Below are 13005 nucleotides of genomic sequence, written 5' to 3' on the forward strand. Positions count from 1 at the left end.
CTCGACGCCGTTCGGTATGCTGAACGCCGTCCCAGGTGGTGAATTTGACGTCCGCTGGGACTCTATGGCTGTCCGAACTGAGGGGTCAAGGGCGATGTCCGCTGCCGAGGCCGCAGGAGCGCAGGTCAAGTCCGCCGTACGGACGGTGGAACTGCTGGAGTACTTCGCGGGCCGGCCCGGCATGCACAGCCTCGCCTCCGTCCAGGAGGCCGTCGGCTACCCGAAGTCCAGCCTCTACATGCTGCTGCGCACCCTCGTCGACCTGGGGTGGGTGGAGACCGACGGCACCGGCACCCGGTACGGCATCGGCGTCCGCGCCCTCCTGGTCGGCACCTCCTACATCGACGGCGACGAGGTGGTGGCCGCCGCCCGCCCCTCCCTGGACCGGCTCGCCGACGACACCACCGAGACCATCCACCTGGCCCGGCTGGACGGCACCAACGTCGTCTACCTCGCCACCCGCCAGTCCCAGCACTACCTGCGCCCCTTCACCCGCGTCGGCCGGCGGCTGCCCGCGCACTCCACGTCCCTGGGCAAGGCGCTGCTCGCCACGTACACCGACGACCAGGTGCGGGCGCTCCTCCCGGAGCGGCTCGACGCGCTCACGGAGCACACCGTCACCGACCGCGAGCAACTCATCGGGGAACTGCGCCTGGTGCGCGAGCAGGGGTACGCCGTGGACCGCGAGGAGAACACGCTGGGCCTGCGGTGCTTCGGTGTGGCGATCCCGTACCGCACCCCGGCGCGGGACGCGGTCAGCTGCTCGGTGCCGGTCGCCCGGCTGACCCCGGCACACGAGCAGCTGATCAAGGACGCGCTGTTCGACGCGCGGGACCGGCTGACCCTGGCGACACGGCGGCTCTGAGGCGCGCGATGCGGATGACGTTCCGCCGCTGGGTACATCTCGTGCTCGGCGGCGCCCTCCTGATGCCGTTCTATTTCCTGATGGCGGTCGTCACACCGGTGTTCTTCGGCGGCGCGAACGCCTTCACCGAGTTCCCGTGGCAGTTCGTCGCGTTCGGTACCGCGCTGCCGGTCGCGGCGCTCTGCGCGCTGCTCCTCCCGCCGCTGCGCACGCTGGAGACGACGGCCGCGCGGTCGCTGTGCGGGCTGCCCGCCGGCGCGGCGGCCGAACTGGCCGAGGAGCCAGCCGACTCGTGGGCGGCCCGGCGGCGCACGGCACTGTGGTTCGTGGCGCACTGCGCCGCCGGTGGCATCATCAGCGGCCTGACGCTGGCCGGGACACCCCCTGCCTTGATGATGCTCCTGCTGCCGCTCGCGGACCCGCTGCGGCACGAGGAGATGGGCTGGCCGCGGATGGACGGCGTGCTCGGCCCGCTGGCCGGGCTGGCGCTGCTCGCCCTGGTGCTGGCGACGATCTGGCTCTGCGGGAGGCTGCTGGCCCGCTGGGCGCCCGCCCTGCTGGGCCGTACGCCCGCCGACCGGCTGGCCGCCGCCGAACGCCGGGCCGCCGACCTCGCCTCCCGCAACCGGCTCGCCCGCGAGCTGCACGACTCCGTCGGGCACGCGCTCAGCGCCGTCACGCTCCAGGCGAGCGCGGCCCGCCGGGTGCTGGACGCCGACCCGGAGTTCGCGCGGCAGGCACTCGCCGCGATCGAGGAGACCACCCGCGACGCGGTCGCCGAACTCGACGCCGTACTGGGCCTGCTGCGCGAGGACGGCGATCCCCGCGGCACCGCGCCCGCCCCGTCGCTGGACGGCCTGGACGGGCTGCTGGACCGCACCCGCGCCGCCGGGCTGCGGGTCGAGGCGGCCGTGGACGACGGGTGTGGGCGGCTGCCGCCGCTGGTCTCGCGGGAGGCGTACCGGGTGGTGCAGGAGGGGCTGAGCAACGTGCTGCGCCACGCCGGTGCCGTACCGGTACGGCTGCGGATCGCCCTCGGCGCGGACGCGTTGACGATCACGATGGAGAATCCGATGGGGGACACGGGGAGCATGGGAGACCTGGGGGACATGGGGGACGCGGCGATGGACGCAGAGGCGGCTACGAGGGTGGACGCCGCGGGGCGGGCACGGCCGGGCGGCGGGCGCGGCCTGCGCGGCATCGCCGAACGCGCCCGGCTGCTGGGCGGCGAGGCCCGGGCCGCGGGCGAGGACGGCGTGTGGCGGCTGACCGTGCGCCTGCCGCTGGCGGCGTCCCGGTGAGCGGCGTACCGGTGAGCGGCCTTCCGGACGGCGCCGCTCCGGCACCGGCGGCGCCGCTGCGCATCGTCCTCGCGGACGACGAGCGGATGGTGCGGACGGCGCTTCGCGCGATCATCGGCGCCGAGCCGGACATGGAGGTCGTCGGCGAGGCGGCCACCGGCGCCGAGGCCGTACCGCTGATCCGCGAACTGCGCCCGGACATCGTGCTGATGGACGTCCGGATGCCGGAGATCGACGGTATCCGCGCGACCGAACAGGTACTGGCCGGGCTCGCCGATCCGCCGCGCGTCATCGTGGTGACGACCTTCGAGAACGACGCCTACGTGTACGACGCGCTGCGCGCCGGCGCGAGCGGGTTCCTGCTGAAACGGTCCGGCGCCGAGGACCTGGTGCAGGCGGTGCGGATGGTGGCGCGCAGCGACTCGCTGCTGTTTCCCGCCGCGGTGCGGGAGCTGGCGGCGCGGTACGCGGGGGCGCGGGCCGCGCGGGAGTCGGCGCGGGCACTGCGGGCGCGCCTCTCCGGCCGGGAGGCGGACGTGCTGCGGCTGATGACCAAGGGCCTGACGAACGCGGAGATCGCGGCCCTGCTGGCGGTGGGTCCGGCGACGGTCAAGACGCACGTGGCGGGAGTGCTGACCAAACTGGGGGTGCGGGACCGCACCCAGGCGGTGATCGCGGCGTACGAGAGCGGGTTCGTGCAGCCCGGGTGAGGCGCGGGGGCGCCCGCCGCCCGCCTTCCGGGCACCCTCCGTAACCCCCGGCTACACACTGCCACTACCACATTCCGCGGAAATCATCCGTCACCCGTTCACCGCAATGCGCAACATCACCGAACGTCACCGCCACCCCGCCCCTGACCTGCCAAAACGTAACCGATCACCGGCGACACGCCGACGCGGCGCGGGAGTTCTGACATCGCGTCAACAGGCTCCCGGCGCGCCCGGCCGTTTACCTCGGACTGAGGAAGCGCGGAACTCCCCCAACTTCCTTTGCGGCGCGCTGGTGTGCCGCTTCCGCGCTTCGTGGAGGTTCGTCACATGCGTTCCACTCGCGTTCTCACCGGTGCCGCGCTGTCCGTCGCCGCCCTCGGCCTGTCCACCTCCGCGGCGTTCGCCGGTGACTTCGGCAAGATCGAGGTGACGCCCAACCCGGTACAGGCCGGCAAGACGGTCAATCTCAACAGCAGTGACTGCGGCAAGAACGGGTCGGCCACCGTCGACGCCAGCACCCTGGGCGCCGGAAAGGTCACGCTGTCCTCGAAGGGCCAGACCCACACCGAAAACGTGCAGGGCTCCCTGCGGGTGCCGGCCAGTACCAAGCCCGGCAACTACGGCATCGGCGGCAAGTGCTCCAACGGCCGGGAGATCACCGGCACGGTACGGGTCGCCTCCGGCTCCACCCCCCACGGCAAGACCAGGACCGGCATCGGTACCACCAGCGACGGCACCGGCGCCACGGAGATCGCCGCCGGTGCGGGCGTGCTGCTGGCGGCCGCGGCCGGCGGCGTATGGATGGTGCGCCGCCGCCGCGCGGACGGCTCGGCCTGATCCGGCCCGTCCGGACACGCCGGCCGGTACCGGCACCGCCGGTCCGCCGGTCAGCGGCCCCGGGCCTCCTGGAGACGTACGCCGTATCCGGGAGGCCACGGGCTGCCAGGCGCTCGGCCGTAGCCCGCCAGAGATCCGGAGGCACGAGGAGAAGCCATGGGAACCACCCCCCGCTCCCCCGGCGGCCAAGGCGTCATCGCGCTGTTCACCGCGGGCGCGATGTGTACCGGCCTCTGGCTGATCGGCCACGGCGCCCAGGCCCAGGGGCCGCCGCCGCAGCCCTCCGCCGACCAGGGGTTCGGCGCGCGGCCGCCGGGCTCCCGGCCGTCCGCTGCCCCCGCGCCGCCGCCTCCGCCGCTGCCGGCGTCCAGGCCGCTGCGGGTCCGGGTCCCCTCGGTCGGCGTGGACGCGCCGCTGATGCGGCTCGGCCTCGACGAGCGCGGCAGCCTGGCCACCCCGCCGGAGGAGGACCGTAACCTCGCCGGCTGGTACGAGAACGGCAACACCCCCGGCACCACCGGAACCTCCCTCATCGCGGGCCACGTCGACAACCGCTCGGGCCCCGCGGTCTTCTACAACCTCGGCTCCCTGAAGAAGAACCACACGGTCGAGGTGGCCCGCGCGGACGGCCGGACCGCGGTCTTCTCCGTCGACGCCGTCGAGGTCTACGGCGGTGACGCCTTCCCGGACAAGAAGGTCTACGGCCGGGCCGCCCGCCCCGAACTACGGCTGATCACCTGCGGCGGCGGCTTCAACAAGGCCCGGCAGGAGTACCTGGGCAACGTGGTGGTCTTCGCCCACCTCGCCGCCGTCAAGCGGGAGCCGGCCCCGCGCCGCGGTACCGGCTGAGCCCTGCCAGCCCGCGCCGTACGGCCGCCAGATCGCCGTCGCCCGCCAAGCCCGCGTGGTAGAGCCGCAGTTCGTCGGCGCCGAGCGCGGCGGCGTGCGCGGCGTCGGCGGCGAGGGTGCCGGGGCGGCCGCCCATGGCGGTGACGACGGTGAGGTTGGCCGCGAGGACGCGGCCGGGGGCGCCGCCCTCGCGCGCCGCGGCGAACGGTGCCAGCGCGTCCTCACGGGCCGCGTCGTCGCCCGTGCACGGCACCACCACCCCGTCGGCGTACGCGAGGACGTCCCCCGGGTCGGCGCCCGCGTTGGCGCCGCAGCGGTGCGCGGCCGGGTCGGCGTGCAGCAACACCCGGAACCCGTCGCCTGCGGCGGCCCGTACGGCCGCGACGGCCTCCCGCCTGAGCGTGCGCGCCGCGCCCTCCCGCCAGCTGCGTACGAGCGCCGACAGCTCGCCGCCGAGCAGCCGCTCGACCTCGCGCCACTCCCCCGCCCGTCCGCCGCCCGCCCCGTCGTCACCGTCCTCCGCGCCCGCCCACACCGGCTCCAGGGCCCGTACGACCGCGCCGCGCACCTCCTCCGCCGGCACGCCCAGCCCCGTATAACCCGCCGCGCAGACCTCGCAGAAGCACAGCGACATCAGGTACTGCGCGGCACCGGTGAGCGGCACCCCGCCGGTCTTGTCGTGCGCGTGCGGATGCACCAGCCCGTACCAGCCGCAGGACTCCAGCTCGGTGCCGCGCGCGCCGGGGCGCACGGCCGCCTCCGCGGCCAGGTCGCGCAGGTAGGCGCGCACCTCGGCGCGTGCGATGCAGGGCGCCCACGGGTACCGGTCGCCGTAGGCGTTGCGTACGGCGATGGCCGGATGCTCGGTGCCCAGGCGCGAGTTGTGGGCCAGTACGACCCAGCTGTGCACCTCCAGACCGACGTCCGCGAGCGCCCGCGCCGCTTCCCCGAAGGGGTCGGTGCCCGCCACCCAGTCCTGCGGGTAGGGGCGCAGGGCGCGCCCCGCCCAGCGTTCGGCCGCGGGCGGGTACAGGACGGCCGCGTGCCGGGCGGTGACGACGCGGTGGCGGGGGTGACGCGGAGTCAGCGCCCGGGTGGAGTGGTAGGCGGCGGCCAGGGTGACCTGCCGGACGCCGAGGTCCGCGACGCGGCGGGCGGCGTCCGGGTCGCCCGCCACATCCCACGGGTACAGGAACGCGGCGGCCCGCATCACCGGCCGTCCGCCGGGGCGCCGGCCAGCGCCAGGCCGCGTTCGATCAGCGCGGCGAGCGCCTCGACGTGCTCGGGTGCCGGTTCGCTCAGCGGCGCCCGCACCCCGCCCACCTCCGTCCCGCGCAGCCGTACCCCCGCCTTGACCAGGGAGACCGCGTAGCCGCTGCCCTGGTTGCGGAGTTCGACCAGCGGCCGGTAGAAGCCGTCCAGCAGCCGTGTGACCGTCGCGTCGTCGCCGTCGGACAGGGCCCGGTGGAAGGCGGTGGCGATCTCCGGCGCGAAGGCGAAGACGGCCGACGAGTAGCGGCGCACGCCGAGCCCCCGGTAGGCGGGCGCGGTGAGTTCGGCGGTCGGCAGCCCGTTGAAGTAGAGGAACTCCCGCCCCTCGGCCCCGGTCCGCACGGCGCTGACGATCCGTTGCAGCAGATCGAGGTCGCCGAGGCCGTCCTTGAGGCCGATGACGTTGGGGATGCGCGCGAGGGCGACGACGGTGTCCGGGGTGAAGACGGCGTTGTCGCGCTGGTAGACGATGACGGGCAGCGCGGTGGCGGCGGCGAGTTCGCCGTAGTGCCGCAGCAGACCGGCCTGGCCGGCGGTGACGAGGTACGGCGGCATGGCCAGCAGCCCGTCGGCGCCCGCCTCCTCGGCGAGGCGGGCGAAGCGCGTGGCGAGCGCGGTGCCGTAGCCCACCCCGGCCAGCACGGGCACCCGGCCGCCCGCTTCCAGGACCGCGGCGGCCACGCAGTCCCGGAACTCCTCGGGGGTCAGCGCGTGGAACTCGCCGGTGCCGCAGCAGGCGAAGACGGCGGCCGCGCCCGCTTCGACGCCGCCGCGTACGTGGGTGCGGAAGGCGGCCGGGTCCAGGGCGCCGTCGGGCCCGTACGCGGTCACGGGGAAGAACAGCAGTCCGTCGAGGCGCTCGGCGAGCGGCGGTGCTGGGGTCACGGGCTCTCCCTGGCATGCTCCTACAGGACGCGTGCACGCCGCTGTGACGCCACCGCTCGTGTGCACGTCGCTGACCTATGTCCATATCTCTGAACGCAGTCACGCTAGAGCAGCCCTCTCCGGCCGGTCAAGGACCCGAAGCACCCGCCCCGTAAACGAATGCGCCCGCCCTCACAAGCCGGTTCCGACGCCCCGCCAAGCGTCTTGACCGCCCGGACGGCCCTCCCTACGGTGACCTTCACCGCCCATCGTCCATCCATCTGAACGCCATCCGCAGATGCATCCGGGTCACCGCCGAGACCCGGCCGGCCGGAGGAGTCCCGCACCATGCCCGCACCCCGCACCGTCCTGCTCACCGGCGCCGCCGGCGGCGTCGGCACCCTGATGCGCGACCTGCTGCCCCCGTACGGCTACCGGCTCCGGCTCCTCGACCAGCGCGCCATCGAGGACGCACCGGACGCCGTCACCGCCGACCTGGCCGACAAGGAAGCCCTGCGCGAGGCGGTACGCGGCGTGGACGCGATCGTCCACCTCGCCGGCATCTCCCTCGAAGCCCCCTTCGAGAAGATCCTGCGCGCCAACATCGAAGGCACGTACAACCTCTACGAGGCGGCCCGCGAAGCAGGCGTGCGCCGCGTCGTGTTCGCCTCCTCCAACCACGCCGTCGGCTTCACCCCGCGCCCCGCCGACGGCTCCGGCGCGATCCAGGTGGACGCCCCGCGCCGCCCCGACACGTTCTACGGCCTCTCCAAGGGCTTCGGCGAGGACCTGGCCTCCCTCTACTGGGACCTGCACGGCATCGAAACGGTCTCCGTCCGCATCGGCTCCTGCTTCCCGCGGCCCACCACCGTCCGCATGCTCTCCATCTGGCTGAGCCCGCCGGACTGCGCCCGCCTGCTGCACGCCGCGCTCACCGCCGAAGGCGTCGGCCACACCGTGGTCTACGGCTCCTCCGCCAACACCCGCCTGTGGTGGGACCTGACGACGGCCCGCTCCCTCGGCTACGAGCCCCGGGACGACTCCGAGCCGTACGCCGCCGAACTGATCGCCGCCCACGGTGAACTCGACCCCGCCAACCCCGAACACGCGCACCTCGGCGGCGCCTTCTGCGTCGATCCGCCCATCTGGCCGTACTGAACGGCCGTGGCCCCGGCCACGCCCGACCGGCCGACGCAACCCGCCCCGCCCCTCCTGCGTCCTTGTGTACGTATCAATCATTTGCGCAACCGCGCAGGAACGAGGAACGCACCATGGGCATCATCAGCTGGCTCGTACTGGGACTGATCGCAGGCGTCATCGCCAAGGTCCTGCTTCCCGGACGGGACCCGGGCGGACTCGTCGGCACCACCCTCATCGGCATCGTCGGCTCGTTCATCGGCGGCTGGCTCTCCACGAAGATCCTGGACAAGCCGATCCCGAAGGACTTCTACGACCCGTCGATGTGGATCGCCGCCATCGCCGGCTCCCTGGTCCTCCTCATCGCCTACCGCCTGCTGTTCGGCAACTCCCGCGAACGCCGCTGACCACCGACCGGCAGTGGCCCCGTCCGGGCCAGTGGCCCCACCCGGGCCCCGGTAATGGAACCGCAAAGAAAGGCCGCTCGTTATCCCCGGCATGACCGCTATGACTCCTGGCTCGAACCTCCCGCTCACCGCCTCGCGGGTGGCGGTGGACGTCACCGCGCCCGTGCGGCTCGATGTGTCGGGCCTGCTGCTCACCGCCGACGGCAAGGTGCGCTCCGACGACGACTTCGTCTTCTACAACCAGCCCAGCGGGCCGGGCGTGACCCACACGTCCGCGGCGGGCGGCACCGGTGACACGATCACGGTGGACACCGCCGCGGTGCCCGCCGGCATCGAGAAGATCGTCGTGACCGCCAGCCTGGACGCGCCCGGCGCCACCTTCGCCGGCACCGAACCGACCGGCACCGTCCGCAACGCCGCCGACGGCAGCGTCATCGCCTCGTTCACCCCGCCCCGGCTCGGCGCGGAGACCGCCCTCGTGGTCGTCGAGATCTACCGGCGCAACGGCGCCTGGAAGGTCCGCGCGGTCGGCCAGGGCTACGCCAACGGCCTGGCCGGCATCGCCACGGACTTCGGCGTCAGCGTCGAAGAACCCGCCACCCCCGCCGCCCCTGCCCCGGCCCCGGCCCCGCAGGCTCCCCCGGCCCCTGCCGCCCCTCCCGCCGCCCAGTGGGGCCCGCCCACCGGCACCCCGGCCCCCATGGCACCCCCGCCCCCGGCGCCCGCCCCTGCTCCGGCTCCTGCTCCGGCTCCGGCCCCCGGCAAGATCAACCTCGACAAGGGCCGCGTCAGCCTCCAGAAGAACCAGACCGTCTCCCTGGTCAAGGGCGGCAAGCCGCTCCTGTCCTCCGTCCGCATGGGCCTCGGCTGGGAACCGGCCTACCGCGCCAAGGACATCGACCTGGACGCGTCCGTGATCGCCTACGGCCCGGACCGCAAGAAGGTCGACAACTGCTTCTTCGGCAAACTCCAGATCCTCAACGGCGCCATCCAGCACTCCGGCGACAACCTCACCGGCGAGGGCGCGGGCGACGACGAGTCCATCACCGTCCACCTCGGCGGCATCCCCCCGCAGGTCACCGGCCTGGTCTTCACCGTGAACTCCTTCTCGGGCCAGAAGTTCTCCGACGTGGCCAAGGCGTACTGCCGCCTGGTCGACGCCCAGACCGGCGAAGAACTGGTCCGATTCGACCTCACCCAGTCCGAGCCGCGCACCGGCGTCATGATGGCCAAACTCATCCGCCAGTTCTCCGGCGAATGGGAAATGACCGCCATGGGCGAATTCCTCGACGCCCGCACCGTCCGCGGCATGGTCAAACCGGCCGGCGCGGCGCTCTGACGCCATCGAGGGCGGCACCCGCGTGCAGGGTGCCGCCCTCACTGGCCACGCACCCGGTCACAGCGCGCCCTCCGCGGCAATGACCGCCGCCCGCAGGGACACCGCACTCGTGACCAGCACCCCTGCCTCCGGCCGCACCCGCCACCGCAGCCGCTCGTTACGCATCTCCAGCCCCGGCACGTACAGAGCCGCACCCAGCCCCGCATCCCCCCACAACGGCAGCCGTGCCCCACCAGCCGTACCAGCAGCCACGAGCCAGCACATCCCGCCCGGACGCCGCAGATCCTCGATCACCGCCCCTGACCGCGCCCCAGCCCTCGAAGCACCTCCTCCCCTACAGGCAGCGCCAGCCACACGACATCCACGCCGAGCCCAGCCACATCACGCACGACGCGCAGGCCGGCTCCACGGGGGATCCAGTCGGGCAGGGCGCCGGGCGGCAGGCAGGGAGTACCCACCGGTTGACGTTGGCCGGCTGCACCGGTCAACGCATCGGGCACGATCATCACGAGCTCCTGTCGTTCGGACAAGGAGATGCTGACCTGCCGCGGGCGGCACAAGTACCCCTGCACGGGGTAGCCCGGTCACTCGCCCGCGCGGCACCATTCCGCGAATTTCGACAGGCTCTCAGCTCAGTAACACTGGCACGATTTTCCAGCGTTTTCCGTCTCAGGAGCTTTCTTCGTCGACTTTCTCAGGAGTGACCTTCTTTCCCGTTACAGCATCCAGGAAGACGCTGGACTTCTTGTCAGGATTTTGGAGGTCGCTCTTCGGTCTGAGGCCGATCAGCCATACCGGCCGCCAGGCACCATCGACGCGTTGCGCCATGAGAGAGACCGGTTCGGCCTGTGCTTCTGATTCCTCGCGTTCGGCCTGCTGTTTCGCTTCCGCCTTGCTGAGGGTGGCGACGGGCAGGGCCGGATCTGGAACGCTTCGGGCAGTCAGGTTGACGACACGGCCGGCCGTGGTGACGATGATATCCAACCGCATCGGCATCATCACGCTCTGGCGGTAGCGGCGATAGCTCAGCAGGTGCATACCCCGCTCCTGCTTTTTCAAGACAGGCCGGAATTCTGCGTCGGCACCCGCGATTTCATCCGGAAACCATTTGCGGGCAAACAGCTCTGCCGACTTCTTCATCTCCGCCGCAGAGAGGGCCCCGTTGTCGTCCTGGCCATTTTCCGTGGCCATCTCCACCAGTTTGCGGTCCGGCCAGATGGCGGCAACGGTGCCGCGGTCCGTTTTCGCACGCATGCGCCAACGACCCTGCTGCAGCATCGCGACTTCGGTCTCACCGACTTCTGCCTGGGCGCCGTACAGTTCCTTGACCGTCTTAGCCAGCCACTCCTGTTTCTCGGCGGGATCACCGAAAGCTGCTTTCGCGCGATTGTGCATTTCCTCGTAGTTGACGTTGGAGAGGGTCGACTGAAAGAGCACTGCGACGGCAGCTGTGACCGCAACTGTCGCTCCGGCGCCCCATGCCGCGTCCTTGCGGGTGAAGGGGAGTCGCCGCCAGCGCCCCCACAGGTACAGGCAGCCCAGCAGAATGCCGAGTATCCCGCCGAGGGCATTCGCCTTGACGTCGTCGTAGCTGCACGAACGTCCCAGGGCCGTCCACCCCTGCACCAGCTCGATTCCGCAGGTCAGCGCCAGGGTCGCGGCCAGAGTCAGTAGGGGGCGGCGGAAGAGGATGACGGCGAGGAAGCTTGCGGGTACGAACAGCAGGACATTCAACCGGGCCGACTCGGAGGCCAGGAAGTCAAGGCCGGGCAGGCCGACATCGCACGAGTCGGCCTGCCCGGTTCCGGCGATTCCCGGCATCATCGTCACGGCGATCACGCCGGCCAGCGACAAGGCCAGCAGCAGCGGCAGGCCGACAGGCCGCCCTTTGGCTTTGGCGATCAGGAACGTCGGCACCCCGAACAGAGCAGCAGCGATCAAGAATACCGGAATGAGGCCGGGGAGTGCGCCGACCGATGCTTCAATCACCGGGTATATCTTTCAGAGAGCGGGGATAAGGTGGCGCCAGGTCAGCAGAGGTTCCTGATGGAAGGCGTCTCGAACAGCTTTCCGCCTGACCTCATGAACCCGATGGCGTAGCACTTCGGGATATCACTGACCGGCTTTCCGCCGAAATTGTGACTCACTGTCTGCCCCGACTTCACCGTCTTCGCGCCGGAGTTGTATTCGGCGTTCTGGGTGTCAAGGCCGAACGTGACCGACACCGTGCCTCCGCCCGTCTTGTGGTAGGTGGTCGAAGAGAAGAACTTCGTCCCGGTCGTGCCGATGTACCGTCCGTTGACCGCAGTGAAGCTGAGCGTTCCGTTCGACAGCTTGGTCGATGTGGTATCCCCGGCGGCGTACGCGACCGTGGTCCCCATCGCAGCCAGCGCGACTCCTCCGACGGCAACGATCCGTGCCGCCTTCTGCGCGAATATGTTCACGATTCAACCCCCTCGAAATGCACGCGTGACGCAGGCGTGAAGGATTTACCTCCAGTCGGCCGGAAAGCCGCTCAAGTCCTCCACCATCCCGCCACCGCCCGTTCGGACGCGCGTTCGATATAACTTTATCCGAAGCTGATCACGCGCACCAAGGCACTTTTCCCCACCGGAACGATCTAGGCATGCCGCGCAGCGCGCACATTCGACACCACGAAGCCGCTTCCGCCAGGACCCGTGCGTGGCCGCGAGTTCCTCCGCCAGCTCTTCGCCGTCGAGGCACGGGGCCACCCTGACGGTGCGACCGATGCGGCAGCTGGCGGCTTCGGCCACGACGTGGGCCCCAGCGGGGCGGAGCCCCTGGGCGGCAAGAGGGCCCCGCTCCGGCCCGTCAGCTGAGGGTCGGCGGGCACTCGGCCTGCCTTCCTCAGCCCCGTACCGCCTGGGCAGCTGCTTCAGGTGCTGTACAGGGCCGGCCGTTCCGAAGTTCTTCGGGGCTGTCTTCGGCACCGGAGCGAAGGCCGCTCGGAGCTTTCCGGGCGGCCTTTCGACTTGAGGTCTGAAACCTGGCGTTTTGCCTGCCTTCTCGGACCATCAGGAACAGGTCAGGGCCTTCGGTGGTGAGCGTAACGAAGACCGCTCCGCACCACTTGCCGCAGCAGTGAGGCCCGGCAGGGCAGCATCGGCTTTGTGATGGGCGCCCTGCAGGGCCTCGGAGCAGCTCCGACGAGGAGCCGGAGGGCCTTCAGCTCGCGTTGGGGTCCTTGCCCACCAGGTGGGAGAGCAGCTCGATGATCTGGGCGTTGCCGGTGCGTACCTCGTTAGTGAGGGCGTCGATGCGGGCGTTCATCGCGGTGAAGCCGTCGCGGACCTCCCGGCGCAGCGCGGCCTAGACGAGTAGTTCCGATGTGGCTTAGTGGTCGTAGGCGGTCAGTGACCTGGTGGTGGGTGCGCCGATGGTGCGGTTGTGCCAAATCGCGCAG

Annotated in this window: 14 protein-coding genes; 8 read left to right on the top strand and 6 right to left on the bottom strand. The window is 71.6% G+C overall.

Annotated elements, in window-relative coordinates:
- Positions 1–94: 94 nt before the first annotated feature.
- The 5 genes from ACH4OW_RS36660 to ACH4OW_RS36680 all read left to right on the top strand — a co-directional run bounded on the left by ACH4OW_RS36660 (position 95) and on the right by ACH4OW_RS36680 (position 4562).
- Entirely contained in the window at positions 95–865 is a 771-nt protein-coding gene (locus ACH4OW_RS36660) for an IclR family transcriptional regulator (RefSeq protein WP_360126116.1), read from the top strand.
- 8 nt (positions 866–873) lie between these two features.
- A complete protein-coding gene (locus ACH4OW_RS36665) occupies positions 874–2166 on the top strand; it encodes a sensor histidine kinase (RefSeq protein WP_398032761.1) in 1293 nt (430 codons plus the stop codon).
- An 11-nt stretch (positions 2167–2177) separates the two neighbouring features.
- Entirely contained in the window at positions 2178–2876 is a 699-nt protein-coding gene (locus ACH4OW_RS36670; RefSeq protein ID WP_398032764.1) for a response regulator, read from the top strand.
- A 327-nt stretch (positions 2877–3203) separates the two neighbouring features.
- Positions 3204–3713 (top strand): hypothetical protein, encoded by a 510-nt coding sequence (locus ACH4OW_RS36675; protein ID WP_398032767.1) that lies wholly within the window; start codon positions 3204–3206, stop codon positions 3711–3713.
- Positions 3714–3869: 156 nt separating this feature from the next.
- Positions 3870–4562 carry a class F sortase gene (locus ACH4OW_RS36680; protein ID WP_398032769.1) on the top strand — a complete coding sequence of 231 codons (693 nt, stop codon included), beginning with the start codon at positions 3870–3872 and terminating at the stop codon, positions 4560–4562.
- On the opposite strand, the gene ACH4OW_RS36685 is transcribed toward ACH4OW_RS36680, so the two are convergent.
- Together ACH4OW_RS36685 and ACH4OW_RS36690 are read right to left on the bottom strand one after the other, a co-directional pair.
- Complete coding sequence (locus ACH4OW_RS36685; RefSeq protein WP_398032772.1) at positions 4525–5772, bottom strand: hypothetical protein; 1248 nt, start codon at positions 5770–5772, stop codon at positions 4525–4527. The genes ACH4OW_RS36680 and ACH4OW_RS36685 overlap by 38 nt on opposite strands.
- Positions 5772–6719, bottom strand: coding sequence for a 5-dehydro-4-deoxyglucarate dehydratase (locus tag ACH4OW_RS36690; protein WP_360126134.1), 948 nt, complete (start codon positions 6717–6719; stop codon positions 5772–5774). The genes ACH4OW_RS36685 and ACH4OW_RS36690 overlap by 1 nt, the downstream gene beginning before the upstream one ends.
- Before the next feature lie 327 nt (positions 6720–7046).
- Here ACH4OW_RS36690 and ACH4OW_RS36695 point away from each other — a divergent pair, with 327 nt between their 5' ends.
- The 3 genes from ACH4OW_RS36695 (at position 7047) to ACH4OW_RS36705 (ending at position 9581) form a co-directional block, all read left to right on the top strand.
- Entirely contained in the window at positions 7047–7856 is an 810-nt protein-coding gene (locus tag ACH4OW_RS36695) for an NAD(P)-dependent oxidoreductase (protein WP_360126137.1), read from the top strand.
- Between the two features lie 113 nt (positions 7857–7969).
- Positions 7970–8242, top strand: a complete 273-nt coding sequence (locus ACH4OW_RS36700) for a GlsB/YeaQ/YmgE family stress response membrane protein (RefSeq protein ID WP_360126140.1) — start codon at positions 7970–7972, stop codon at positions 8240–8242.
- Positions 8243–8342: 100 nt separating this feature from the next.
- On the top strand, positions 8343–9581 hold the full coding sequence (locus ACH4OW_RS36705; protein WP_398032775.1) for a TerD family protein: 1239 nt from the start codon (positions 8343–8345) through the stop codon (positions 9579–9581).
- A gap of 57 nt (positions 9582–9638) precedes the next feature.
- Here ACH4OW_RS36705 and ACH4OW_RS36710 read toward each other — a convergent pair whose 3' ends face one another.
- From ACH4OW_RS36710 to ACH4OW_RS36725, 4 genes are all read right to left on the bottom strand, one after another.
- Positions 9639–9833 (bottom strand): hypothetical protein, encoded by a 195-nt coding sequence (locus ACH4OW_RS36710; protein WP_398032777.1) that lies wholly within the window; start codon positions 9831–9833, stop codon positions 9639–9641.
- Positions 9834–9871: 38 nt separating this feature from the next.
- Positions 9872–10087: a hypothetical protein gene (locus ACH4OW_RS36715; protein WP_398032779.1), complete on the bottom strand. Its 216-nt coding sequence runs from the start codon at positions 10085–10087 to the stop codon at positions 9872–9874.
- Between the two features lie 163 nt (positions 10088–10250).
- On the bottom strand, positions 10251–11570 hold the full coding sequence (locus ACH4OW_RS36720) for a VanZ family protein (protein WP_398032780.1): 1320 nt from the start codon (positions 11568–11570) through the stop codon (positions 10251–10253).
- A gap of 41 nt (positions 11571–11611) precedes the next feature.
- On the bottom strand, positions 11612–12025 hold the full coding sequence (locus ACH4OW_RS36725) for a hypothetical protein (protein ID WP_398032783.1): 414 nt from the start codon (positions 12023–12025) through the stop codon (positions 11612–11614).
- Positions 12026–13005 lie beyond the last annotated feature (980 nt).

The sequence above is a fragment of the Streptomyces sp. NPDC017056 genome (assembly GCF_044332485.1).
GTDB lineage: Bacteria > Actinomycetota > Actinomycetes > Streptomycetales > Streptomycetaceae > Streptomyces.

Bases quoted from the DNA above. Each gene is read 5' to 3' on its own strand.
- ACH4OW_RS36660 (WP_360126116.1), top strand. From the start codon at position 95: ATGTCCGCTGCCGAGGCCGCAGGAGCGCAGGTCAAGTCCGCCGTACGG.
- ACH4OW_RS36665 (WP_398032761.1), top strand. From the start codon at position 874: ATGCGGATGACGTTCCGCCGCTGGGTACATCTCGTGCTCGGCGGCGCC.
- ACH4OW_RS36675 (WP_398032767.1), top strand. From the start codon at position 3,204: ATGCGTTCCACTCGCGTTCTCACCGGTGCCGCGCTGTCCGTCGCCGCC.
- ACH4OW_RS36680 (WP_398032769.1), top strand. From the start codon at position 3,870: ATGGGAACCACCCCCCGCTCCCCCGGCGGCCAAGGCGTCATCGCGCTG.
- ACH4OW_RS36685 (WP_398032772.1), bottom strand. From the start codon at position 5,772: ATGCGGGCCGCCGCGTTCCTGTACCCGTGGGATGTGGCGGGCGACCCG.
- ACH4OW_RS36695 (WP_360126137.1), top strand. From the start codon at position 7,047: ATGCCCGCACCCCGCACCGTCCTGCTCACCGGCGCCGCCGGCGGCGTC.
- ACH4OW_RS36700 (WP_360126140.1), top strand. From the start codon at position 7,970: ATGGGCATCATCAGCTGGCTCGTACTGGGACTGATCGCAGGCGTCATC.
- ACH4OW_RS36705 (WP_398032775.1), top strand. From the start codon at position 8,343: ATGACTCCTGGCTCGAACCTCCCGCTCACCGCCTCGCGGGTGGCGGTG.
- ACH4OW_RS36715 (WP_398032779.1), bottom strand. From the start codon at position 10,087: ATGATCGTGCCCGATGCGTTGACCGGTGCAGCCGGCCAACGTCAACCG.